Source organism: Caballeronia sp. SL2Y3, assembly GCF_022879575.1.
Lineage (GTDB): Bacteria > Pseudomonadota > Gammaproteobacteria > Burkholderiales > Burkholderiaceae > Caballeronia.
In genome coordinates this window covers 15,099-37,348 of sequence record NZ_CP084263.1, presented here as the reverse complement: position 1 = coordinate 37,348, position 22,250 = coordinate 15,099, and the positions used below count along the sequence as shown (strand labels likewise).

Here is a 22,250-nt window from a genome sequence, read left to right as displayed (position 1 = left end):
CGTTGTACGAATCTTCTTCGATTCAGGCTTGCGCCAGATTGCCGCCGCCGTCGTCGCTTTCTTCGTCGCTTGCTTCGTCGCTTGCTTCGTCGCTCGTGGCGCTTTGCAGGCGCTCCTGCAGATCGGCCGCGGCGTCGCCGATGTCCTCCTCGATGCCGGCGCGCGCGCCCTCGCCGTCGCCGCGCCACAGCGCCTCGACGATATGGCGATGCGCGGCCATCGAACGGCGCATGTGAGGAATGTCAGGCGCGACGAGGTTGAGAAACGGACCGATGCGCATCCAGAGGTTCTGGATCGTCGCCTGGGTGATGTCGCTCGCGCCGTGCGCGTAGATCGCGCTATGAAACCGGAAGTTGCTGCGCAGGTAGGCGGCCACGTCGCCCGCTTCCACGTGGGCATCCATCTCGTCGAAGATCTCCTGTAGCGAGGCGAGATGCGAGCGGGTCATTCGCGAAGCCGCGCGTTTGGCCACCGCGCCTTCGAGCGCGACGCGCACGTCGCGGAGTTCTTCGAGCAGTTCGAGCGTCATCGGCGGGACCATGAGCGCACGGCCGGGTCCGTCGATCAGCGCGCCTTCCGCCTGCAAGCGGGTGAGCGCCGCGCGCACCGGCATCGTCGAGGAGCCGACCGCTTCCGCGACGCTGCGCAGGCTCAGCAACTGCCCGGGCGCGAAGCGGCCGGTCATGATGGCTTCCCTCAACTGCGTGTAGACGCGGCTCGCCATCGTCTCGCGTGCAACCAGTTCGAGTGCCGGTAAGTCCGGTGATGCGCGAGTCGCCACGAGAAGACCTCCGAAAGGCATACCTGTTGTCGTTGTGATGTGTGATCACACCGCATGCAACGCAGTTTGGGCAGAGTCTCTCGACGAGTCAACTAGGTGAAAACGCCGAGTTGTAGGGCGTCTCGTGTGCGCTGCGGTTGACGCAATGGACCGATCCAATGCGTCCGCAGGTAGGGCGACGCCGTCGCAAAACGGACGAGCCTACGGGAAAACGTGCGGTTGACCGTCGAAAACCGCTCGCCTACTGTATCGATACACTAAATCGATACAGTCGCGCGGCGGATGGTCCCGTGCGCACAACTCGTCCGCGCTCACGCGGCAATCAGGAGACACACCATGCATTCGATTTCCCGGCGACGGTTCCTTCAGACGGCCTCGGCAGCCTCGCTCGCGGCGGCGGGCGCGGGCTTTCCCGCCATCGTGCGCGCGCAGCCGGCCGTCGCGCTGCGCTTGTCGTCCTCGATGCCCGCGAACGAGAACGCCGCGCACTACGTCTGGTATCAGAATCTCGCCGCGAACTTGAAGGCGAGCGTGGGCGACCAGATCCGCATCGACTACTTCCCGAACAACCAGCTCGGCAAGGAAAGCGACGTCGTGCAGCAGGTCAAGGTAGGCGCCGTGGACATGATGGTCACCGGCTCGTCGATCTGGGCGACCGTGCTGCCCGAGCTGGGCATGCTGGACCTCGGCTACGTCTTCGACAGTTTCGACCACGTCGGCCGCGCGATGGACGGCAGCGTCGGCAAGTCGTTCGACAGCATGCTGCAACAGCGCGCCGGCTGCTCCGTCGTCACATGGGGCTATTCCTTCGGAGGCCGAAATGTCTTCACGAAGAAGCCGACGCAATCGCTCGCGGACATCAAGGGCGTGAAGCTGCGTGTCCTGCCCACGCCCGCGTTCATGGAAACCTTCAAGCTGATGGGCGCGGTGCCGACGCCCATTCCCATCGGCGAACTGTACATGGCCGCGCAGACGGGCGTCGTCGACGGCTTCGAACACGATTGCGCCACCGTGCTCGCCAGCAAGTACGACGAGGTCGTGAAGTCGTGTTGGCAGACGCAACACGTCTTCAGCCCGCTCGTCGTCGTGATGGGCCGCCGCGCGCTCGCAAAGATCCCCGAGAACCTGCGTCCCGCATTCCAGAAGGCCGCGCAGGACGCCACCGCGAAGCAGCGCGTCACGGCGATCCAGACCGCCGCCAGCGCCGAGCAGGAACTCAGGAAGCGCGGCATGACCTTCTACCCGATGTCGCAGGCCGATCGCGACACCGCGCGCAAGGAAATGCAGACGCAGTTGTACGCGAACTTCGCGAAGCAATATCCCGCGACCGCGCCGCTTTTCACCGCCATCGCCTCGGCCCGGGCCTGAACGGAGGAACGACGCCATGACCACCTTCTCTGCGACGCCCGGCCCCGAAGCCACGCTCGCCGCGCCGGACTTCGGTCGCGAGACGCCGCTTGCGCGCGGTCTCGGGCACCTGATGCACGGCATCGAATATCTGTGCGCGGCCGTGCTCGCGGCGGACGTGCTCGTGGTGTTTCTGTCCGTTATCTACCGCTATTTCCTGCACGACCCGTTCGACTGGGCCGAGGAAGTCGCCCGCGCGCTGATGATCGTGCTGGTCTTCTTCGGCGCGGCCACCGTGCTCGGGCGCAGCCAGCACGTGGGCGTCGATCTGTTTCGCGGCATGCTGCCGAAGCGCTGGCAACCGGCGCTCGTGCATGCCGGCCATTGGGTGATCGCGGGCGTCGCCGCCAATCTTTGCGTGTCGTCGTGTCTGCTGCTCGTCGATTCATACGGGCAGATGACGCCGAGCGGCCTGCCCGCGTGGATCAACGTGTATCCGCTCGTCGCGGGCAGCCTGTTCATGACAGTGTTCGCCCTCGCCCATGCGTTGAACGGCACGCGCCGACTCGTGCTCGGCACGCTGCTCGGCTGCGTGGCAATCGCGGCTGCGGTGTTTGCGTGGGACGTGCTCGTGCCCGGTCATTCGGTGCGGCCGGGCGCGCTGCTCGCCATCGGCTTCATCGGCGGACTCGTGCTCGGCGTGCCGATCGGCTTCGTGCTCGCCTTCTCGGCCCTGCTCTACTTCCTCGCGGAACCGTCCCTGCCGATGCTCGTGTATTCGCAGCAGGTCATGGCCGGCACCGATCATTTCGTACTGCTCGCCATTCCGTTTTTCGTGCTCGCCGGCCTTCTGATGGAAACGAACGGGATGTCGTCGCGACTGATCGAACTACTGCTGCGCATGTTCGGGCGGGTACGCGGCGGTCTCGGCCTCATCACGATCATGGCGACCGCGTTCTTCTCGGGCGTGTCCGGCTCGAAGCTGGCGGATATCGCGGCGGTCGGCGGCGTGGTCATGCCCGCGGTGCGCCAGAGCCGCGAGGACCCGAACGAAGCCGCCGCGCTGCTCGCCTGCAGCGCCGTGATGGCGGAAACCATCCCGCCGTGCGTCAACATGATCATCATGGGCTTCGTCGCGAACATTTCGATCGCCGGCCTGTTTCTCGCAGGCGTCGTGCCGGCCGCGGTGCTCGCCGTGGCGCTCGCGATCGTCGCCGTCATCTGCGGCCGGCGCATCAATCTCGCCGATGCCCTGACGCACCCGCGTGCGTGGCTGCCGCTGCTCGGCGGCGCGCTCGTCGCGCTGGTCATGATCGCGATGATCGGCAAGGGCGTAACTTCGGGCATCGCGACATCGACGGAAGTATCGGCGTTCGCCGTGGTCTATGCCCTCGTCGTCGGCTGGCTCGCGTTCCGCGAACTCACGCCGAAGTCGATCGCGCGCGTGTTCGTGCGCTCGGCGTCGATGGCGAGCAGTATTCTGTTCATCGTGGCGGCCGCATCGAGCGTTTCGTTCGCGCTGACCATCGAGCAGATTCCCGCGCTCGTGTCCGATTCGATGATCGCGTTCGCGCATCAGTATGGCCCGACCATGTTCCTGCTGCTCTCCGTGCTCATCATGATCGTGTTCGGCGCGGTGCTGGAAGGCGCGCCCGCGCTCATCATCTTCGGCCCGCTGCTCACGCCGATCGCGACGCAGCTCGGCATCAACCCTCTGCACTTCGGCACGGTGATCGTCGTCGCGATGGGTTTCGGCCTTTTCGCTCCGCCCGTCGGTCTCGGCCTGTTCGCGACCTGCGCGATCACCGGCACGGACATGAAGGCGGTGGCGCGTCCCATGGTCAAATATCTGCTGGTGCTGGCCATCGCACTGGTGGCGCTGGTTCTGGTGCCGTCTTTCTCACTTTGGTTGCCGACCCGGCTCGGCCTGTAGCCGGTAGAAGTCAACGCTATGAGCACCATTCAGGATGTGGCCCGCGAAGCCGGCGTGTCCGTGAGCACCGTGTCGAACGTGCTCAACGGCCGCATCGATCAGATGCGCCAGGAAACGCTCGCCCGCGTGCAGGCCGCCATCAGCACGCTGCGGTATCGCCCGAGCACGCTGGCGCGTCAGTTGAAGACCGGGCAGACGCCGATCGTCGGACTGCTGGTGCCGTCCATCGCCAATCCGATGTACGGCTATATCGCGCGCGAGGTCGAGACCTATGCGCAGGAGCGTTACGGCTATCGGGTGATGATCGGCAACACGTATCGCGATCCCGCGAAGGAAGCCTCGTTCTTCGAGGACCTGCTCTCGCAGGGCGTGCGCCGCGTGATCGTGATTTCATCGCTCGCCAATGAGCGCCATCTGGAAACCGCCGCCGGGCGCGGAATGGTCGTCGTGAGCTACGACCGCCGCGCGACCGAAGGCGAAGCCACGCGCGTCGATCATGTGACGCCCGACAACTTCGGTGCTGCGCGCATGGCGACACGTCATCTCATCGGACAGGGTCACACGCGGCTTGCATTCGCGACGCTGACTGGCAAGACGATGAGCCGGCGCGACAAGATCGACGGCTTTCTCGCCGCTGCCAGCGAAGCGGGCCTGTCCGGGCGCGCGCAGGTGCTCGACAGCGGTCCGGTCAACGAATACGGCGACTCGATGATCGCCGAAAACGGCCGCGCGCTTGCGCGTCGACTGGCGGCCGACGACGAGCGCCCGACCGGGATCGTCGCGGTCAACGACCTGATGGCGCTGGGTCTGATGGCGGGCTTGCGCGAATCGGGGCTGCGCGTGCCCGAGGACGTGTCGATCGTCGGCATGGACGGGCACTTTCTGGCGGCGATCTCGAACCCCGCGCTCACCACCGTGCAGCTTCCGGTGCCCGCCATGGCCGCCGCGATGGTCGAACGGGTCATGCGCGCGCACGATGAGCCGATGCCCGCATCGGAGCAGGCGCTGTTCACGGAAATCACGCTCGTCGAACGGGAATCGGTAGCGCCGCCGGGCAGCGCGAGGCCGGTAACGAAGCAATCCAGGACCAGAAAATGAACAAGGTATTCGTGAGTCACCCCCGGCATAGGCTGGACCATTATTTCGGCGCCCGCGCGGTGGCGGCGCTCGCGAAGATCGCCGATGTCGCCTACAACCCCGAAGACCGCGAGCTGACCACCGCCGAACTCGCGGACAAGGCGCGCGACGCGGATGTCGTCATCGCGTATCGTCAGACGCCTGCGCCGCGCGCGTTGTTCGAGGCGCTGCCGAAGCTCGCCGCGTTCGTGCGCTGCGCAGTGGATATCCGCACCGTCGATGTCGATGCCGCCAGCGAACATGGCGTGCTCGTTACGCAGGCGAGCGCGGGCTTCGTGCCGGCGGTATCCGAATGGGTGATCGGCGCAATGCTCGATCTCGCACGCGCGACTACCGCGTATGCGTCGGCCTATCACCGCAACGAAGCGCCCGTGCCGCAGATGGGCCGCGAATTGCGCGGCAGCACGATCGGCGTGATCGGATACGGACAGATCTCGCGTTATCTGTGCGAACTCGCGCTCGCATTCGGGATGCGCGAGATCGTGTCCGACCCCTACGCGCGAATCGACGATGCCCGCGTGCGCGCGGTCGATCTGGACGCCTTGCTCGCGCAGGCCGATTTCGTCGTGTGTCTCGCGCCCGCGAATGAGCAGACCGCGAATCTGATGAACGCGCGCGCCTTCGCCGCGATGAAGCCGGGTGCGTATTTCATCAACGCGGCGCGCGGTGAACTGGTCGATGACGCCGCGCTCTTCGCCGCGCTGGAGAGCGGACGGATCGCGGGATGCGCGCTCGATGTCGGGCGTGCGCCGGATCAGATGCCATCGCCCCGGCTGGCTGCGCATCCGCGTGTGCTCGCGGCGCCGCATGTGGGTGGCTTGACGCCGGGCGCGATCGAGCATCAGTCGATGGAGACGGTCGCGCAGACGGAGGCGCTGTTCGACGGTCGCATGCCGGCCGGCGCGGTGAATGCGGCGCACGCGTTCCGGCTGGCGCGCTGGGGCCACGCGGGCATCGACGTTCCGGCGGATGCGCGATGAAGTCGCCGCTTCCTTTCGAAGGCGCGTGCGATTGCCACATTCATGTCTACGAGGAAGGGTATCCGCTCGCCGCGAGCGCGACGTTCGTTCCGCCACCGGCGCCTGCGTCCGCGTATGCGCGGATGCAGCGCACGCTCGGCTTGTCCCGCGTGATCGTCGTGCAGCCAACCGGCTATGGCTTCGACAATCGCTGCACGCTTGCCGCGATAGCCGAACTGGGCGACGGGGCGCGCGGCGTTGCGGTCGTGCCGCCGGATGTCGGCGACGACGAATTGCAGCGTCTGCATGAGGCGGGCATTCGTGGCGTGCGCTTCATGATGCTGCCGGGCGGCGTTTTGCCGTGGGACGCGCTGGCCGAGATGTCCGCGCGCATCGCGCCGCTTGGCTGGCACATCGATCTGCAACTCAACGGGCATGCGTTGCCGCGCCATGAGCCGATGCTCTCGCGTGTCGCGTCCCGGCTCGTGATCGACCATCTCGGCAAGTTTCTCGCGCCTGTCTCGCCGCAGAGCGAAGGCTTCACGTCGCTGTGCCGTTTGCTGGATGGCGGGCGCTGCTGGATCAAGCTGTCCGCGCCGTATGAGAGTTCGCGTGTCGGTCCGCCCGCATTCGACGATGTGGCGTGGCTCGTGAGCGAGTTGTCGTCGCGGTATCCGGAGCGGGGACTGTGGGCATCGAACTGGCCGCATCCCAATGTGCGGCCGGTGCCTAAGGACGCGCACATGCTCGAATGGGCGATGCGTCTCGTCGCGGGGGACGAGGGGCGGCGCAAGATTCTCGTGGAGAATCCGGCTGAGGTGTACCAGTTCTAACCGGGCTTGCGCTGGTGCTGCCGCTTATCCCCGCATCCCTTGCAGAATCTTCGCAGCCGCCTGCGCCGCGACTTCGCAACCCAATACGATATGCGCCTGAGCCGTATCCTCGATGAAGTCATGGCTGACTCCGCCGATGCTCGGCACGAACAGCATGCACGCCGGCAGATGATGCGCAATCACCTGCGCGTCGTGTGACGCGCCGCTCGGCATGCGCTCCCATTGCCCCGGCGCGAGCGCTTCCGCTGCATCCGCGAGATGGGCCTGCAGCGCCGCGTCCATCGTGACCGGTTCTTCGGGCGGCTCGATGTCGCGTATCTCGACGCTCACCTTCTCCTGCGCGTTGAAGTCGCGGATCAGTTCGGCGAGCGCGGCTTCCATTGCAGTGAGGCGTTGCGCATTTGCGTCGCGGAATTGCAGGTACATGTCGGCGGAACCCGGCACCACGCTGAACGATCCGGGATCGAGGTCGATGCGCCCGACTGTCCACACGGTATCGGCATCGGCGAGCCGCTCGAATGCTTCGTTCATGCGCGTAATGAACGCGACCAGCCCCGCGCCCGCGTCGCGGCGAATCGACATGGGTGTCGTGCCTGCATGATTGCGCTGTCCCATGAAGCGCAGCCGGAACTCGCGTATGCCGACGATCGTCGTCACCACGCCGATGGCATTGCCATGCGCCTCCAGCCGGCCACCCTGCTCGATGTGCGGCTCCATGTACGCCTTGTGACGCGCGCGGTCGATGCGTGCACGCGGCGCGTCTGCGATGCCGGCCTCTGCAAGCGCGTCGCCGAGCAGAACGCCTTCGCGATTGCGCGCGCTGCGAATCGCCTCGTCGACGGGGTCGCCGACGAAGCTGCGGCTGCCCAGAAAGCCCGAGAACGTGCCTTCCTCGTCGATCCACGATGCGACGTCCACCGCGAGATGGCGCGTCGCATCGCACTCGGCAAGCGCGCGGGCGATTTCGAGGCCGTAGATCACGCCGAGCGCGCCGTCTAGCCAGCCGCCGGTCGGCTGCGTGTCGGTGTGCGAGCCGATCAGGAGCGCCGGGCCGTCGTTGCGCGAGCGGCCGAACACGTTGCCCACGCCGTCGATCGACGCATCGAGCCCGGCCTCGTTCATGCGCTGCGCCAGCCAGCGGCGCGCATCCATATCCACCGGCGACAGCGAGAGACGCACGACGCCCGGACCCGTCGCGCCGAAGCTGCGCAGGTGCTCGAGGTCGTTCAACAGGCGGGCGGGATCGATCTTCAACACGGCGGTCCTTTCCATGCGTGGCAAACGCGTAGCGTATCAGCCGGGCGACGAGCGCGCGGTCCTTGAGGCTGCCGCGCTTTGCTTCGTCGATCTAGCGCTGCTCTTTTACCGCGCGGTCATTTCGGCTTCGACCACGCGCAAAACGTCGGCGGCACAGCCCGCGAGATCCTCGAACAAGCGCCTCTGAACAGGCGACAGCGCACGAGGCGAGGTGTCGATGACGCACAACGTGCCCAAACGGTGGCCACTCGCCCCGGTGATCGCGATGCCCGCATAGAAGCGGATGCCGGGGTCGCCCGTCACGAGGGCGTTCAGTCGAAAGCGATCATCTTTCGTTGCGTCTTCGACCACGAAGATGCCCGGCTCGACGAGCGCATAGTTGCAGAAGGCGATATCACGAGGCGTTTGCTTAACCGCGAGCCCGTGCCGCGACTTGAACCATTGCCGGTGCGCCGCGACGATCGACACCAGCGCGATAGGGCACGCCGTGACATACGCCGCAAGTCGCGTGATGCGGTCGATTCGGGGATCGTCGGGCGTATCGAGCAAGCCGCATTGCGCGACCGCATCGAGTCTGTCTTCTTCGTTATATAGAACCGGATACTCGGACATCGTTACTCGTTGGACTAAGGATTGGTCTTTGATCGATGTCTTGTCGGCAGAATTCGACCCGTACTTAAGCGCTTTCTTTCCGCGATGCAGCTAAAGATCGGTCGCCCTGCTGCCGCTAACAAGAAACTAAGCCCGCCTAAGCCCTGACAGTCCATCGGGGACGCTCTGGAAATACTCGAACCATGAATCCGAACGCCGAACCCTCACTCACCGTATGCGCGTCGAACGCGGCAGCAGCCGGTCAGAAGCCCCTCGCGGAATTGCGCTCCTTGTGGGCCACCACAGAGAAAGAGCGTGCCGTCGTCGAATTCTCGCCCGACGGCGTGATCCTGCGCGCGAACGCCAACTTCCTGACCTTGATGGGCTACCGGGCGGATGAGGTAGTCGGATTGCATCACCGCATCTTTTGCGACACCGCATACGCCAACAGTCAGGCATACCAGGACTTCTGGATCATGCTCGCCTCGGGACGCGAAGCGAGCGGCGAGTTCAGACGCCTGAACAAGACGCGCTCGGAAGTCTGGATTCACGGCTCGTACACGCCTGTCCTCGACGAAAGCGGCAATGTCCAGAAGATCGTGAAGGTCGCCACCGACATTACCGGCGCGCGCACGCTCGCCGACGATCACGCCGGCAAGGTGCGGGCGATGGAACGGGCACAGGCTGTCATCGAGTTCGATTTGCACGGCCACGTCCTTGCGGCGAACGACCTGTTCCTTCATCTGATGGGCTACAGCCTCGAAGAAGTGAAAGGCCAGCATCACCGGATGTTCTGTGAGCCGTCGTACCTGAACACGGACGCTTATCGCTCGTTCTGGGAAAAGCTCGGGCGTGGCGAGTATGACGCCGGGCAGTACAAGCGCATCGCAAAGGGCGGCCGCGAAGTATGGATTCAGGCGACGTACAACCCGATCTATAGCTCGGACGGCAGGCTCATCAAGATTGTGAAGTTCGCCTCCGACATCACGGAGTTCAAACGCGGCGTCGCTGAACGAGATGGACGGTTGGCCGCCATCGACCGGGCGAATGCGGTCATCGAGTTCGACCTCGAAGGCAACGTTCTGGCCGCCAATCAGAACTTCACGGATGCGATCGGCTATACGCTGCGCGAGATCGTCGGCAAGCATCACAGGATCTTCTGCGATCCCGAAACGACCGCAACGGCCGAATACCGCGACTTCTGGGCGCGACTCAGCCGCGGCGACTACCATGCCGGGCGCTTCGAGCGCGTATCGAAGCACGGGTACCGCGTGTGGCTTCAGGCGACGTACAACCCCGTGCTCGACGAGTCCGGCCGGCCCTACAAGATCGTGAAGTACGCGAGCGACATCACCGCGCAAGTGGAGCGCGAGCGCCGCATGCAGGCCAGTTTGATTGCAATGAGCGAGAAGATCGACGAGTTGTCCCAGTCCATCGACGGCATCGCCACGCGCACGCGCGAGGCAACGGCAGTCGCGACCGAAACGCAGGCCGAGGCGGATACGGGCGGCCGTACGCTGGCTGAATCGATGTCGGCTATCAAGGAGATCGAGCAGTCCTCCGCCGGTATCAGCGAAGTCGTGAAGGTTATCAGCGAGATCGCCACGCAGACCAACATGCTCGCCTTCAACGCCGCTATCGAAGCGGCGCGTGCGGGAGAGCATGGGCTGGGATTCTCCGTCGTTGCGAGCGAAGTGCGTCGGCTGGCCGAGCGTTGCTCGCAGGCGACCAACGAGATTCGTCGCCACATCGACGAGTCCGTGCATCGGATCAAGACCGGAAGCGAAACCTCCGGACGCGCAGCAAACGGCTTCGACCGTATTCGGGCGGGTGTCGACCGTACGACCGAGACCATCGCGGCGATACATCAGGTAACCGAAAAGCAGGCAACCGCTACGCGTACTGTCTCCGAGCTGTTGCGCGAGCTGACGCTGGTAACAGGCGGCGAAGCGGCGGTTCGTTCGTCTTCCACCGTGGCCGCGCTGTCCCGCCAGAATTGATGATGGATTCGTCAGCACTTGTTGTCGGCGTCGTGCAGGTCGGCTCGGTCCGCTTCGGGATCCCTGTCGAGCACATCGTCGAGGCGGTGGAAGCGCCGTGCGCCTACCAGCAGATACCGGGTCAGCCGGCCAGCATGAAGGGATACTTCCTGCTGCGCGGCGACGCCGTCGCTACGCTCGATACCTACCGGCTTATTTGCCCCGATGAGACAGCGCATGAGCCAGCGAGACACGTCATCGTTCTGCGCCAGGGCGATGCCGTGTTCGGCATCGAAGTCGATGCAGTCGACAAAACAGAGACGATCGACCGAGACAGCCTGATTACCCTGACGCCGGACGATGAATCCGCAGCGGACCTCTTTCCCGTGCTGGCTTCGCTCGGAGAACCGTCGGCGCTCGTCGGCATTGCGAACGTTGCTACGTTGTGCGAAGCAACGGCGGGAAGGGCTGCCCGGAAGACGGCTCGGCTCCACGACACGGGAAGCCCCCAAGCTAGCTCGAACGAAGATGAGAAGTCGCGACGCAGACAGCACGCGATCGTACGTTGCGGCGAGCATCTGCTCGGCGTCGACGCGCTCAGCGTCCGATGCGTCATTCCAATGCCCGAGCTTCAGCAACCGAGTCCGGGCAACACCACGTTCCTGGGAGTCGCGCATTGGTTAGGGGCGGACTTGGCCGTCTTGAACCTTCCTGCGGTATTGAGTCTTCCCCAGCGCGAAACGGGGCAAGGCAAGTATCTGCTGGTCCTCGCGCACGGTGACCGTGTGACCGGTTTCGCCGTCGACGAGCTTTCAGAACTGGTACTGCTCGCGCCCAAAGACATACGGCCGGTGTCGCCCGTTGCCTTTACCGAACCCGGCTTCTTCTTCGGCGCTATCGGTACATCCGGAAGCAGAACGGCGCTGGTTCTGAACGCGGAAGCGCTTTCCAGCAGCGGACGCCTGATGCATCTGCCGCGCACCACAGCGCCGCAGACGGGTTCGGCCACGGTGAACCCGGCAGCGGCATACACCGGTTCCTACATTGTGTTCTCGGTGGCGGGACGTCCTTACGCGACGAACATCGAACACGTAGCCGGAATCGTGACGGACCCCAAGATCGAAGTGCGCGGGGGCGTGGACCAAGCGAGCCTTGGACTGATCAACTGGCGTAATGACCTTGTCGAGCTCGTGAATCTGGACCTGGCGGCGGGTTCGGAGCGGCATGAGGCGCTGGTCGTCGTGGTGGACGGGCTCACGCTTGCGTTTGCGGTAGACGCTGTGCTGACCATGTCCGGGCCGACCGACGCGACGCAGATATCCCGGGCCTTCGACCCTGAAACGGGCGGCACATACCAGATCGTAACGATGACCGGACCGAGCCGGATCAGCTATCGACTCATCGACCTCGCTCAGAAGGTGTCGGAGCGGTTCGCCGCGCTACAGGTCGGTGAGGAAGCGCTTCACCAATGAAGCCGATGCCGGATTGCCGCTGCATTCCGGCGTCGAGCGAATCCCGCAGCGTTCTGCGCCGTCCTATGACGCGGTCCGGCGATCGATCTTCAGCGACATGTGTACCTCGTCGTGGAAGCGACCGTCCACAAACAACGAGTTCCGCTCCAGGCCGAAGGGTTCGAAGCCCAACGACTTGTAAAGCCGGGTTGCGAGCTCGTTGTTCGCGTTCACAGTCAGATTGATTTGCGTGATATCAGGCTCGAGTTGCGCAAACTCGATGAGTGCGACGATGAGCGCTCTGCTGACGCCCCGGCCTCTCATGTCCGGCGCGACATAGACGCCCCAGACAAACGCCTTGTGACTCAGCTTTCGCGGGTGCTCACGTCCGAGGCCCGCGACGCCGACGAGGCGGGCTCCATCGAAAGAGCCGAACACGCATTGGCCTCTCACCGCCGCCAGTTGTCTTTCGACGTCATGCAGCGAGCGGCCCGCTTCTTCTTCATAGCTGGAAGCGAACGAGGCAGGACACTCCTTCAGTCCGGCTAGCCGCAAAGAGACGAATGACGACGCGTCGGATGGAGTGAGCTGGCGAACGAGCATTGATGGACCTGTTTGGACAGACACAGCGATACGTTACCTGATTGTCCGCGTGAGCCAACCGTCGTTGCAGACAATCTCCCAGGTCCCTCACGCGTCATTGCTCTTCAACCACCTGACGAGATCCTCCGACACAACCGGCTTGCTGAACAGATAGCCCTGGCCTTTTTCACAACCGAGCGAGCGGACCACGGATGCCTGCGCCTCGCTTTCCACTCCCTCCGCAACGGTGCTCATGTTCAGGCTCGCCGCCACGCGAACCGTTGCTTCGATCAGTACGCGATGATGCGCGCTCTGCACTGCCTGGCTCACGAACGAGCGATCTATCTTGACGGTAGCCACGGGCAGCTGGTGCAGACTCGATAGCGACGAATAACCCGTCCCGAAGTCGTCGAGCGCCAGGGTGAGCCCAAGCGACTTGAGTTGTTGCAACGTGGCCTGCACGGATTCATCCTGCGCAGCGAGGCTCTCTGTCACTTCGAGTTGCAGCTCGTGCGCACTCATGCCGCTCGCTCGCAGCGTACGCGAAACATAGGCGACGAATCCCTCGTCGGTCAGTTGGGCGCGAGACAGGTTGACCGCCAGCAGGCGCGGGGCCAGGCGCCCCAGCTCATTCTTCCATGCGACGAACTGGCGGCACGCGGTATCGAGCACGTATTCGCCCAATGCGCCGATCAAGCCGCATTCCTCCGCGACGCCGATGAATTCGACCGGCGGCACGATGCCCCTGTCCGGGTGACGCCACCGCACCAGTGCTTCGACAGCGGCGGCATGTGGCGGGAACGACCAGCGGTCCGGAGTCGGCGCAAGCATGACGACCGGTTGATAGACGACGAACAGTTCCTGATTCGCGATCGCGCGACGCAGGTCATTCTCCATCTGCGCTCGACGCGCAGCGCGCTCGTGCATGGAAGGTTCGAAGCTCACATGCCGCGCTCCGCCGCGACGTTTGGCTTCCACCATCGCGATGCTCGCGTCTTGAAGTATCGCATCGGGGTGCGCGCTCGACGTCGCCGAGTGAACGATCCCGATGCTGACGCCAAGGTGCAATTGTTGGCCAGCGATCCGGTACGGCTCGCTCAACACACTGAGCAGCCGATCCGCAAGCGAGAGAACGTCCGATTCGGATCGCGCCTCGCCGATCACCACGACGAACTCATCGCCCCCGAGCCGACCCGCGAGCAGGCCGCTGTCATGCTGGCCGTTCTGAGAATCGGGTAGACCCAATGTCGTCATCAATCGATTGGCGACCTCTGCCAAAACCTCGTCGCCCGTGGCGTGACCGAGAGAGTCGTTGATCTGCTTGAAGCGATCGCAATTGATGAATAGCACACTGAGACCGCGGCGCGCGTCCGGATTCCGATGGTGCATGCCACCCTGAATGAACTCGCAGATCGAGGTGCGGTTCGGCATCATGGTGAGCTTGTCGCGGCGTGCGGCCTCGCCGAGCTTCTTGTCCAGCATGGACTGCTCGCGCTGCGACTCCAGCGTGACATCGCTCACCATTGCCATCAGGTGGTTCTCGTCGAGCTTGAGCAAGCTGACCGACAAGACCTGCGGGGCAAGCACGTTTCTGGAAGCGCGCGGAACCGTGATGCGCACCGCATCGCAAACAGCTCCGGCAGGCGCCTCGTATTCCTCGACCATTCGCCGGAATTGCGGCGCGATCGTCTCCAGCACGTCGAACAAGTTGACGAGGTTGCCATCCGGCGAAAGCGGCATCAGCAAGCGGGCCGACATCGGGTTGATCATTTCGATCATCCCGAGTGCGGAGATCTGCAAGAGCCCTATCGGCGCGCGGTACAGAAACTCCATCAATGCTTCATTGGCGGACACGGAGTCGGCCGAAGACTTGACAGCCTCTTTCGCGGGTTGCTCGCAGCGCGCTTCCTCGCTTGTCGCGCCGCGCGATGTGACGCTATGTTGCGATTCGTGGCGTGATACCGCTACGCCGTTGCATCGATTTTCACTCATTCTCATGCGTCGGGCTTCTTAGGTTCCTCGACGACCAGACAGACATGCCAGGGACAATTGCGCAAAGTGAACGCATGAAAAGTGCCCGCCCTCAACCCAGTTCCACGCGATTCCGACCGGCTGCCTTGGCGGCATACAGTGCCTTGTCGGCTGCGGCGAGCAAGTCGTTCACGCAAGACGTCGCATCGGTTACGGAGGCAATGCCCGCGCTCACCGTCACGCGTATCGGGCCGGCGCCTGTTTCGATCTCGGCGTCCGCGATCGTTGCGCGTACACGTTCCGCGATGACGAGCGCCTCGTCGCGAGACGTTCCCGGAAGCATCAGGCAGAACTCTTCGCCTCCGAGTCGGGCCAGCACGTCGATCGAACGCAAATGCCCCTTCGCCTTCTGAACGATCTGCGTCAGCACAAGGTCTCCCGTTTGATGCCCGGCAGTGTCGTTGATTCGCTTGAAATGGTCCGCATCGATCATCACGACAGACAAGTCCTTGCCCAGTCGCTTCGTTCTCGCAAGCTCCTTCTCAGCGAGCTTGAAGAAATGCGCTCGATTGACCGCGCCGGTCAAATGATCGGTCGTGAGAAGGCGAGTGAGTTCGTCGCTGGAAATCTTGCGTTCGGAGACGTCGCGTATCACGACCGAATATCCCGCGATGTCCCCATTGTCTTCTCGCGAGACGGCAATCAGGATTTGCGCGGCATAGCGGCGGCTCTGCTTGCTTTCGCACCAGCGCTCCTGAATATGCCAACCCTCTTCGCGCGTCAGCGAAATATGCTCGGGACTGCAATACGGATCGACAGCCTCGGGCGCGTAGAAACGGTCCAGCGTATGGCCCAGCACTTCTTCGGCGCCGAAGCCCGTAAGCTGCTCGACGGATGCATTCCAGCTGTCGATACGGCCTGCGGCGTCGAGAGTAAAGAAGGCGAAATCGTTGACGCTCGTATGGATGCCGGCGAGCCACGACTCATGCTGTCTCGCGCGTCGTTCGGCCTCGACCTGACGGGAGATGTCGGAGAGCGTCATCATCAACGTACTGCTGTTGACCTTGATGATGTTGCATGACAGTACCATCGGGCGATCGGCGCCGGGCGCGATCACGATTCGATGGCCCTCGCAAACCCGACCCCGCTCGGCCGGAAAGCTCGATACGAGGTTGCGCAACTCCGGTGCGACGTTAGTCAGACTCTCGAATACGTTACCTACGCCCATGCGCCCGGCAAGCGGCATGAGCAACTGGACCGCGACCGGGTTGAGCATGTCCACGTCGCCATTTACGCCACTACGGACGATCCCGATGGGCGACATATACATGAACGACAGCAGCGCCTCGTGCTCCGCTTCCAATGCGCCTTCCACGGGGATCATGACCTTCACTTGCCGGTCTGACGTTGAACCAGAAGAAAGCGGGTTTCGCTGCGGCTGGACTTCATGAGCCTCAGTTGTACTGGCGTCGGCCTCATGCGCAGCGTCAAAACGTAGGGCAGCACTTCGTCGAGTTCGGCTTCATCCTCGAACCGTTGCGCCACCATGAAATTGTTCATGCACGGCGCGACTTCTTCGAACAGATGTCTGCCGAGGACGCGAGTGGCACTCAGCCCCGCGCTTGATGACTCGAGAGCGTTGTAGTGAGTCACGGCGTAAGTCGCGTCGAAGCCGATCACCCCGAACTCGAGTTCATCCAGCTCGGCCGCGCCGGCTGCGACGAGGTCGTCGAATAACACCGAATCGAATGTATGCTTAAAAGTAGACTGGCCAACCATTATTCTTGTCTCCGCATGAAGGGACGTCGTTCGCAAGTTATAACGGCAGAAGGCGCGGATACTTTATCGTGCGGGGGATCGCGCTGCGGTGCAGGTGTTCGGTTGGCTTTGTAGAGGTGAGCCAAAGCCCGGCATCGACCCGGCTCGTGACCGATGACGTGTCATTCTATTTACGGCAGGGCTTCTGGAAGCTTTAGGTCCTGTGCGCAGTCATAAGGCGATCAAGACCTTTGCGTGCGAGCGTCGGCGAGAAGGGCACGCTGCGCGTGTCGGCTCAACCGTCGGTTTTCGCGCCGATGCCCGCGAGCAGCGCCGCCAATTGCTCCATGACGATCGGTTTGACCAGATGGTGGTCGAACCCCGCCTGCGCGCTGCGTTGACGATCCTCTGCTTGCCCGTAACCGGTCACGGCGATCAGCGTTGCCCCGGCCGTCTCCGGGCGTTCGCGCAGTCGCCGTGCGAGTTCGTTGCCGTCCATGCCCGGCAGGCCGATGTCGAGCAGACATGCATCGGGCCGATCCTGCGACGCACGTTCCAGCGCGCGCCGCGCGTCATGTTCGACGATGACGTCGTGCCCGCAGGACTCGAGCAACGCGCCCAGAGCTTCGGCGGCGTCCACGTTGTCGTCGACGATGAGCAGCTTCAGGCGCTGGTTCGACGTCCAGTCTGCCTTTTGCGCATGCCCTTCGGGTGCCGCCGGCTGTGCCTGCATCAGCGGGAGGCGGACCACGAAGGTACTTCCCGCATCGAGGCCCGCGCTGAAACAATGCACCGTCCCACCGTGCAGCTCTACCAGATGCCTGACGAGAGCGAGCCCGAGGCCCAGGCCGCCCAGAGAGCGGTCGGACGAGCGCTCCGCTTGCGTGAACAAGTCGAACGCACGCGCCGTCAGTTCCGGCTCCATGCCGATGCCGTCGTCGCGCACCGTCAGCGCGAGTTCGTCACCGTCTATGTCGAGGCTTATTTCGATGCTGCGCCCGATAGGCGTGAATTTCGACGCGTTATGGAGCAGGTTGGCCGCCACCTGCACCAGCCGCGCCTTATCGCCCAACACTGTCGCCTCGCGCGATGGCATACGCACTGCCAGCCGCTGCGCGCGCGCCTCGGTCAGCGGACGAACCTGCTCGATGGCCTCCTCTATCACGAGCCGCGCATCGACCGGCGCCCGGGCCAGCGTGACGAGCCCACGCGTGACGCGTGACACGTCGAGCAGGTCGTCGACGAGTCCGGTCATATGGGCGACCTGGCGCGCGATGATGGCGCTGCTGTGGCGCACCTGCTCTTCGTCCAGCTTGCTGATCTTCAATAGTTGCGCGGCGGCGGAAATCGGCGCCAGCGGGTTGCGCAACTCATGCGCGAGCATGGCGAGGAATTCGTCCTTGCGCTGATCCGCCGCCTTGAGCTTCTCTTCGGCGATCTTGCGGTCGGTGATGTCACGAAAGAACGACGCGATTCCGCCTTCGCCGGTCGGATAGGCGCGCAGTTCCACCCAGACGACATCGCCGCCGGGACGGCTATGACAGTATTCCGACGCGCCGGCCTCGCCGCTTTCGATCACGCGTCGATACAGGCGTGCGAGATCCGAGGCAAGCGCTTCGGGCCAAAGTCGCGAGTGACTGCTCCCGACGACCTCCTCCTTCGTGCGGCCGAGAATGCGCAGCCCTTCCGCATTCATGTACGTGACAGTCGAACACGCGTTGATCAGCATGAAGCCTTCGCGAATGGTGTCGAAGATGTAGCGGCTCCGATCGCGTTCAGCGCGCAGTTCGGCCTGCGCGCGCGCCGCCTCGACCGCCGACCACGTGCGCTCGGCCATGTCGCGCGCAAACCGCACGTCGCTCGCGGTCCATTGATACGGCTCGGCCCGGTGCAGGCCGAGGAACGCCACCAATCGCCCGGCCTTGATGAGCGGCACCGCAACGAATGAGCGGATGCCCGTCAGTCCGTACGAGTTCGCAAACTCGACCGTGCGCGGATCGGTGCCGCTGTCGTTCGCGGTGACGACGTGTCCGGCACGCAGCGAATCGATGATGGCGGGGCCGAAGTCCTCCAGCGCGAAGCTCGTTCCGGCGAGACTCGGCAACGGCGGCGCGGTCCAGTCGCGCGGCACGAAGAAGTTTTTGCCGGGTTCGTCGCATTCCCCGTAGATGACCCGTGCAAGCGTCAACTGTTCGCCGATGAGCGCGCTCGCTCGCGCGACCACTTCCTCCGGCGAGGTCAGCGGGCGCAGTGCCTCCGACACCTTGAGTTCGAAGGCCGCGCGCCGTTCGTCGAGCACGCGTTCGGTGGTCTCGATGACCGTGCAGTACATGCCGCCGACGCGGCCGGAATCGTCCTGCAGCGGCGAGTACGAAAAGGTGAAGAAGCTCTGCTCCGGATAACCGTGGCGTATCACGGTAAGCGGCAGGTCCTCGAAATAGGAGGACCGGTTCGACATGGCGCCGTCGATAATCGGCGCGATGTCAGGCCAGATCTCCGACCAGATATGCTGGAAACGGCCGCCGAGCGCGGCCGGGTGCTTGCGGCCCATGATGACCGCGTACGCATCGTTGTAAAGAAAGCCGAGCTCGGGGCCCCAGGCGACGAACATCGGGAAAGCCGAACTGAGCACCATGCTGACTGCGGTGACCAACGGCGCCGGCCATTCCGACGGATGCCCGAGGGGCGACGCGCTCCAGTCGTACTGGCGCAGCAACGCGCGAACCTCGCCGCCGCCTTCGAACATCGTGTCCCGAACATCGGGCATTAAGCTGCTCCTTTATCATTGCATCGACGCGCTCTCGCCTCACTGGAAGCAATTGCTCCGCCTTCACGCATTGGGGGGTACAGAGGCCCGCCACCGTGAGCCGGGTTTCGCCGTGGCAGCGATTGTCGCGCGTCGGTCGGTTTGCCACCAGAGCATTGCGCAGCTTTTTGCTTTGTCGAAGGAACGTCCGCCGCGCGACCGGTCAGCGCCGATGAAACGTACGATCGATCGTTGCACCTTGGCGACGGTGCAGATGATCCGGCTTGCACAAGCATAAATCTGATAATCTCGTGCGCTGCCGGCTGCCCGATAGCCAACCCCTGCGCGCAACTCAAGCGAAGCCGACGCCACGTGAACACGATGCCCGACGAGCGCCCCGTCATCGCACCGCCCGCCACGCTTTCGCGCGCGGATCGCGTCTACTACACGCTGCGCGACGAAATCTTCGACATGCATCTCCTGCCGGGCGACCGGCTCACCGAAGGCGCCATCGCGCAACGCTTCGCGGTGTCGCGCACGCCTGCGCGGGAAGCGTTGCAGCGCCTGCAAAGCGATGGCCTGATGCAAGGCTACGTGCGCGGCGGCTGGGAAGTCATGCCCATCGACAGCAAACGCTTCGACGATCTCTACGAGATGCGCCAGATGATCGAAACATTCGCCGTGCGTAAGCTCTGCGCTGGCGAAGCGCCGCAGGCCGAACTGGATCTGCTGCTCGATGCGCTCGAGCGCACATGGAAAGTCGGGCGAGCGCGGCGCATCACCGATGGCCGCAAGCTCGTCGAGCTGGACGAGGCATTGCATCACGCGCTGGTGGCAGCCGCCGGCAACGACGAACTGACTTCGGCGATGCAGCGAGTCACCGACCGCATCCGCGTCGTGCGGCGGCTCGACCTCGTGCATGGCGACGGCATCGCCGAGACTTACGACGAACACTCCGCCATCCTCGACGGCATTCGCCGCAGCGACAGCGCGCTTTGCGTCGCGCTCCTGACGCGTCATATCGCCGGAAGCCAGGCCAGCGTGAGCGGGCTCACCCTGCAACGGCTGCTCACCGCGCGCACCGCGCCGGGGCGCGTCGGCATCGCGCACGCACCGGCAAGACCTCGGCGCACCATCTGACGGCATCGCGCGGTTTCGCTGCAAACCGGCGATCCCGGGCCCGCACCCTTGTCGCCCGGTGCTCTCAGGGTTTCCACCGATCATTGGCACGGATCTCGCATTGTCCCTTCCCGTTGTATACAAGGGAAACATCAATGCTTCTGGAGCACGCGTACATCGCGGCCAATCAACTGAATCAGGCACGGTGTCACCGTCCGCCGAAATCCACGCCGTCGCAATACTCGAAGCGGACGGGATACTTCGTCATCCTGATGAAATATTCGAAGCCGCTCACGATCCGCGCGGCGACTCAGCGGCTGCGGGCCGCTAACACCTAAGGCGCATTACCGCAAACACTTTCCGGGCCGCGTTCGTCGGACCGGAGGGCACGACTCATCTTTTTTGTCCGCACATTATCCGGGGAACGCATATGAACGCACGCATCGAACCACTGCACGAAGAAGCAGGTGCGCCCGCGAGCACGACACATCACCGCTGGCTTCAGCTCGGCCTCGGCCTGCTTTGCATGATGTCCATTTCCAGCCCGCAATACGTATGGACGCTGCTGACCAAACCGCTGTCGGCCAAGCTCGGCGTGCCGCTGCCTGAACTGCAGATCACGTTCTCGCTGCTCATCATCCTTCAGACGTTCTTCTCGCCGTTCCAGGGCAAGCTCATCGACCGCTTCGGTCCGCGCCTCCTGATTTCGCTCGGCACGGTCATGTCGGGCCTGAGCTGGGTGCTTTCGTCGATGGCGACCAGCACGCCGATGCTCTATCTCACCTATGGTCTCGTGGGCGGTCTCGGCACCGGCATCGTGTATGTCGGCGTGGTCGGCCTGATGGTGCGCTGGTTCCCGGACCGGCGCGGCTTCGCAGCGGGCGCAGTGGCCGCGGGCTACGGCATGGGCGCGATCGTGACGACGTTTCCGATCTCGGCGTCGCTCGCGGCGCGCGGGCTCGACGCAACGCTTTGGCTCTACGGCATTGCATTCGCGGTAGTGGGGTTCGTCGCATCACAGGGCTTGCGTGTGCCGCGCGACGCAACCACGCCGAAGGCATCCGCAGTTGCCGGAGCGGATGCGCGCGATCTGCGCCCTTCGCAGATGATGAAGTCGCCGCTCTTCTGGCTCATGTTCGCCATGATGACGATGATGTCGACCTCGGGCCTCATGGTCACTTCGCAGATGGCGACCTTCGCGGCGGACTTCGGCATCACCAAGGTCGTCGTGTTCGGCATGGCCGCGCTGCCGCTCGCGCTCACCATCGACCGTTTCACCAACGGCCTGACGCGCCCGCTCTTCGGCTGGGTATCGGACAGATTCGGACGCGAAAACACGATGTTTTTCGCCTTTGCGCTGGAAGGCGTCGCGATGGCGCTGTGGCTCATGACGCGCGACAACGCCGTGCTGTTCGTGCTGCTCTCAGGCGTGGTCTTCTTCGGCTGGGGCGAAATCTTCTCGCTGTTTCCGTCGACTCTTACCGATACTTTCGGCACGCGCCACGCCACCGAGAACTACGGCTGGCTCTATATCTCGCAGGGCATCGGCTCCATCTTCGGCGGGCCGCTGGCTGCGCTGCTGCATCAGCATACGGGTAGCTGGGTGCCGGTTTTCAGCGTCGGTATCACGTTGGACATCGTGACAGCCGTGCTCGCCATTCTGGTGCTCAAGCCGATGCGCGCGCGCTTTCTCAGCAAGGCGATCGTATGAACGCCTGGCATGACGTTCGAACGCGATGTCGGGATGAGCGCGTCCGAGCGCCGGCCGTTCAACAGCATCAAATCCGCAGAGCGCCCTAGGGACAG

Annotated in this window: 18 protein-coding genes; 10 read left to right on the top strand and 8 right to left on the bottom strand. The window is 63.9% G+C overall.

The features are described from left to right. Nucleotides 1-22: 22 nt before the first annotated feature. On the bottom strand, nucleotides 23-781 hold the full coding sequence (locus LDZ26_RS22495; protein ID WP_244851515.1) for a GntR family transcriptional regulator: 759 nt from the start codon (nucleotides 779-781) through the stop codon (nucleotides 23-25). A 336-nt stretch (nucleotides 782-1,117) separates the two neighbouring features. On the opposite strand from LDZ26_RS22495, the gene LDZ26_RS22490 reads away from it, so the two are divergent. From LDZ26_RS22490 to LDZ26_RS22470, 5 genes are read left to right on the top strand one after another with little or no spacing between them, the layout of a single operon-like run. Then, nucleotides 1,118-2,149, top strand: a complete 1,032-nt coding sequence (locus LDZ26_RS22490; RefSeq protein WP_244851514.1) for a TRAP transporter substrate-binding protein — start codon at nucleotides 1,118-1,120, stop codon at nucleotides 2,147-2,149. A gap of 16 nt (nucleotides 2,150-2,165) precedes the next feature. Then, nucleotides 2,166-4,061, top strand: a complete 1,896-nt coding sequence (locus tag LDZ26_RS22485; protein ID WP_244851513.1) for a TRAP transporter large permease subunit — start codon at nucleotides 2,166-2,168, stop codon at nucleotides 4,059-4,061. 18 nt (nucleotides 4,062-4,079) lie between these two features. Next, nucleotides 4,080-5,159, top strand: a complete 1,080-nt coding sequence (locus LDZ26_RS22480) for a LacI family DNA-binding transcriptional regulator (RefSeq protein WP_244851512.1) — start codon at nucleotides 4,080-4,082, stop codon at nucleotides 5,157-5,159. Next, complete coding sequence (locus LDZ26_RS22475; protein ID WP_244851511.1) at nucleotides 5,156-6,178, top strand: hydroxyacid dehydrogenase; 1,023 nt, start codon at nucleotides 5,156-5,158, stop codon at nucleotides 6,176-6,178. The genes LDZ26_RS22480 and LDZ26_RS22475 overlap by 4 nt, the downstream gene beginning before the upstream one ends. Further along, nucleotides 6,175-6,990 carry an amidohydrolase gene (locus LDZ26_RS22470; RefSeq protein ID WP_244851510.1) on the top strand — a complete coding sequence of 272 codons (816 nt, stop codon included), beginning with the start codon at nucleotides 6,175-6,177 and terminating at the stop codon, nucleotides 6,988-6,990. The genes LDZ26_RS22475 and LDZ26_RS22470 overlap by 4 nt, the downstream gene beginning before the upstream one ends. Before the next feature lie 24 nt (nucleotides 6,991-7,014). Here LDZ26_RS22470 and LDZ26_RS22465 read toward each other — a convergent pair whose 3' ends face one another. Together LDZ26_RS22465 and LDZ26_RS22460 are read right to left on the bottom strand one after the other, a co-directional pair. After that, complete coding sequence (locus tag LDZ26_RS22465) at nucleotides 7,015-8,247, bottom strand: Zn-dependent hydrolase (RefSeq protein ID WP_244851797.1); 1,233 nt, start codon at nucleotides 8,245-8,247, stop codon at nucleotides 7,015-7,017. Nucleotides 8,248-8,352: 105 nt separating this feature from the next. Next, nucleotides 8,353-8,859: a GAF domain-containing protein gene (locus LDZ26_RS22460; protein WP_244851509.1), complete on the bottom strand. Its 507-nt coding sequence runs from the start codon at nucleotides 8,857-8,859 to the stop codon at nucleotides 8,353-8,355. A gap of 182 nt (nucleotides 8,860-9,041) precedes the next feature. Between LDZ26_RS22460 and LDZ26_RS22455 the strand changes: the two genes are divergently transcribed. Further along, nucleotides 9,042-10,838 (top strand): PAS domain-containing methyl-accepting chemotaxis protein, encoded by a 1,797-nt coding sequence (locus LDZ26_RS22455; RefSeq protein WP_244851508.1) that lies wholly within the window; start codon nucleotides 9,042-9,044, stop codon nucleotides 10,836-10,838. 2 nt (nucleotides 10,839-10,840) lie between these two features. Continuing rightward, the gene (locus LDZ26_RS22450; protein WP_244851507.1) at nucleotides 10,841-12,289 is read left to right on the top strand and encodes a chemotaxis protein CheW; all 1,449 of its coding nucleotides are present in this window, start codon (nucleotides 10,841-10,843) and stop codon (nucleotides 12,287-12,289) included. A 63-nt stretch (nucleotides 12,290-12,352) separates the two neighbouring features. Here the strand turns inward: LDZ26_RS22450 and LDZ26_RS22445 are convergent, their stop codons facing one another. From LDZ26_RS22445 to LDZ26_RS22425, 5 genes are all read right to left on the bottom strand, one after another. After that, the gene (locus LDZ26_RS22445) at nucleotides 12,353-12,871 is read right to left on the bottom strand and encodes a GNAT family N-acetyltransferase (RefSeq protein WP_244851506.1); all 519 of its coding nucleotides are present in this window, start codon (nucleotides 12,869-12,871) and stop codon (nucleotides 12,353-12,355) included. A gap of 87 nt (nucleotides 12,872-12,958) precedes the next feature. Beyond that, a complete protein-coding gene (locus LDZ26_RS22440) occupies nucleotides 12,959-14,848 on the bottom strand; it encodes a bifunctional diguanylate cyclase/phosphodiesterase (RefSeq protein ID WP_244851505.1) in 1,890 nt (629 codons plus the stop codon). A gap of 85 nt (nucleotides 14,849-14,933) precedes the next feature. Further along, the gene (locus LDZ26_RS22435) at nucleotides 14,934-16,205 is read right to left on the bottom strand and encodes a sensor domain-containing diguanylate cyclase (RefSeq protein WP_244851796.1); all 1,272 of its coding nucleotides are present in this window, start codon (nucleotides 16,203-16,205) and stop codon (nucleotides 14,934-14,936) included. Between the two features lie 5 nt (nucleotides 16,206-16,210). Next, entirely contained in the window at nucleotides 16,211-16,600 is a 390-nt protein-coding gene (locus LDZ26_RS22430) for a phosphonate transporter (protein ID WP_244851504.1), read from the bottom strand. Between the two features lie 274 nt (nucleotides 16,601-16,874). Next, entirely contained in the window at nucleotides 16,875-19,346 is a 2,472-nt protein-coding gene (locus tag LDZ26_RS22425) for an ATP-binding protein (protein ID WP_244851503.1), read from the bottom strand. 360 nt (nucleotides 19,347-19,706) lie between these two features. On the opposite strand from LDZ26_RS22425, the gene LDZ26_RS22420 reads away from it, so the two are divergent. The 3 genes from LDZ26_RS22420 to oxlT all read left to right on the top strand — a co-directional run bounded on the left by LDZ26_RS22420 (nucleotide 19,707) and on the right by oxlT (nucleotide 22,155). Continuing rightward, nucleotides 19,707-20,465, top strand: a complete 759-nt coding sequence (locus LDZ26_RS22420) for a GntR family transcriptional regulator (protein ID WP_244851795.1) — start codon at nucleotides 19,707-19,709, stop codon at nucleotides 20,463-20,465. 134 nt (nucleotides 20,466-20,599) lie between these two features. Continuing rightward, complete coding sequence (locus LDZ26_RS22415) at nucleotides 20,600-20,782, top strand: hypothetical protein (RefSeq protein ID WP_244851502.1); 183 nt, start codon at nucleotides 20,600-20,602, stop codon at nucleotides 20,780-20,782. A 92-nt stretch (nucleotides 20,783-20,874) separates the two neighbouring features. After that, entirely contained in the window at nucleotides 20,875-22,155 is a 1,281-nt protein-coding gene (gene oxlT, locus LDZ26_RS22410) for an oxalate/formate MFS antiporter (RefSeq protein ID WP_244851501.1), read from the top strand. The last annotated feature ends 95 nt before the right edge of the window (nucleotides 22,156-22,250 follow it).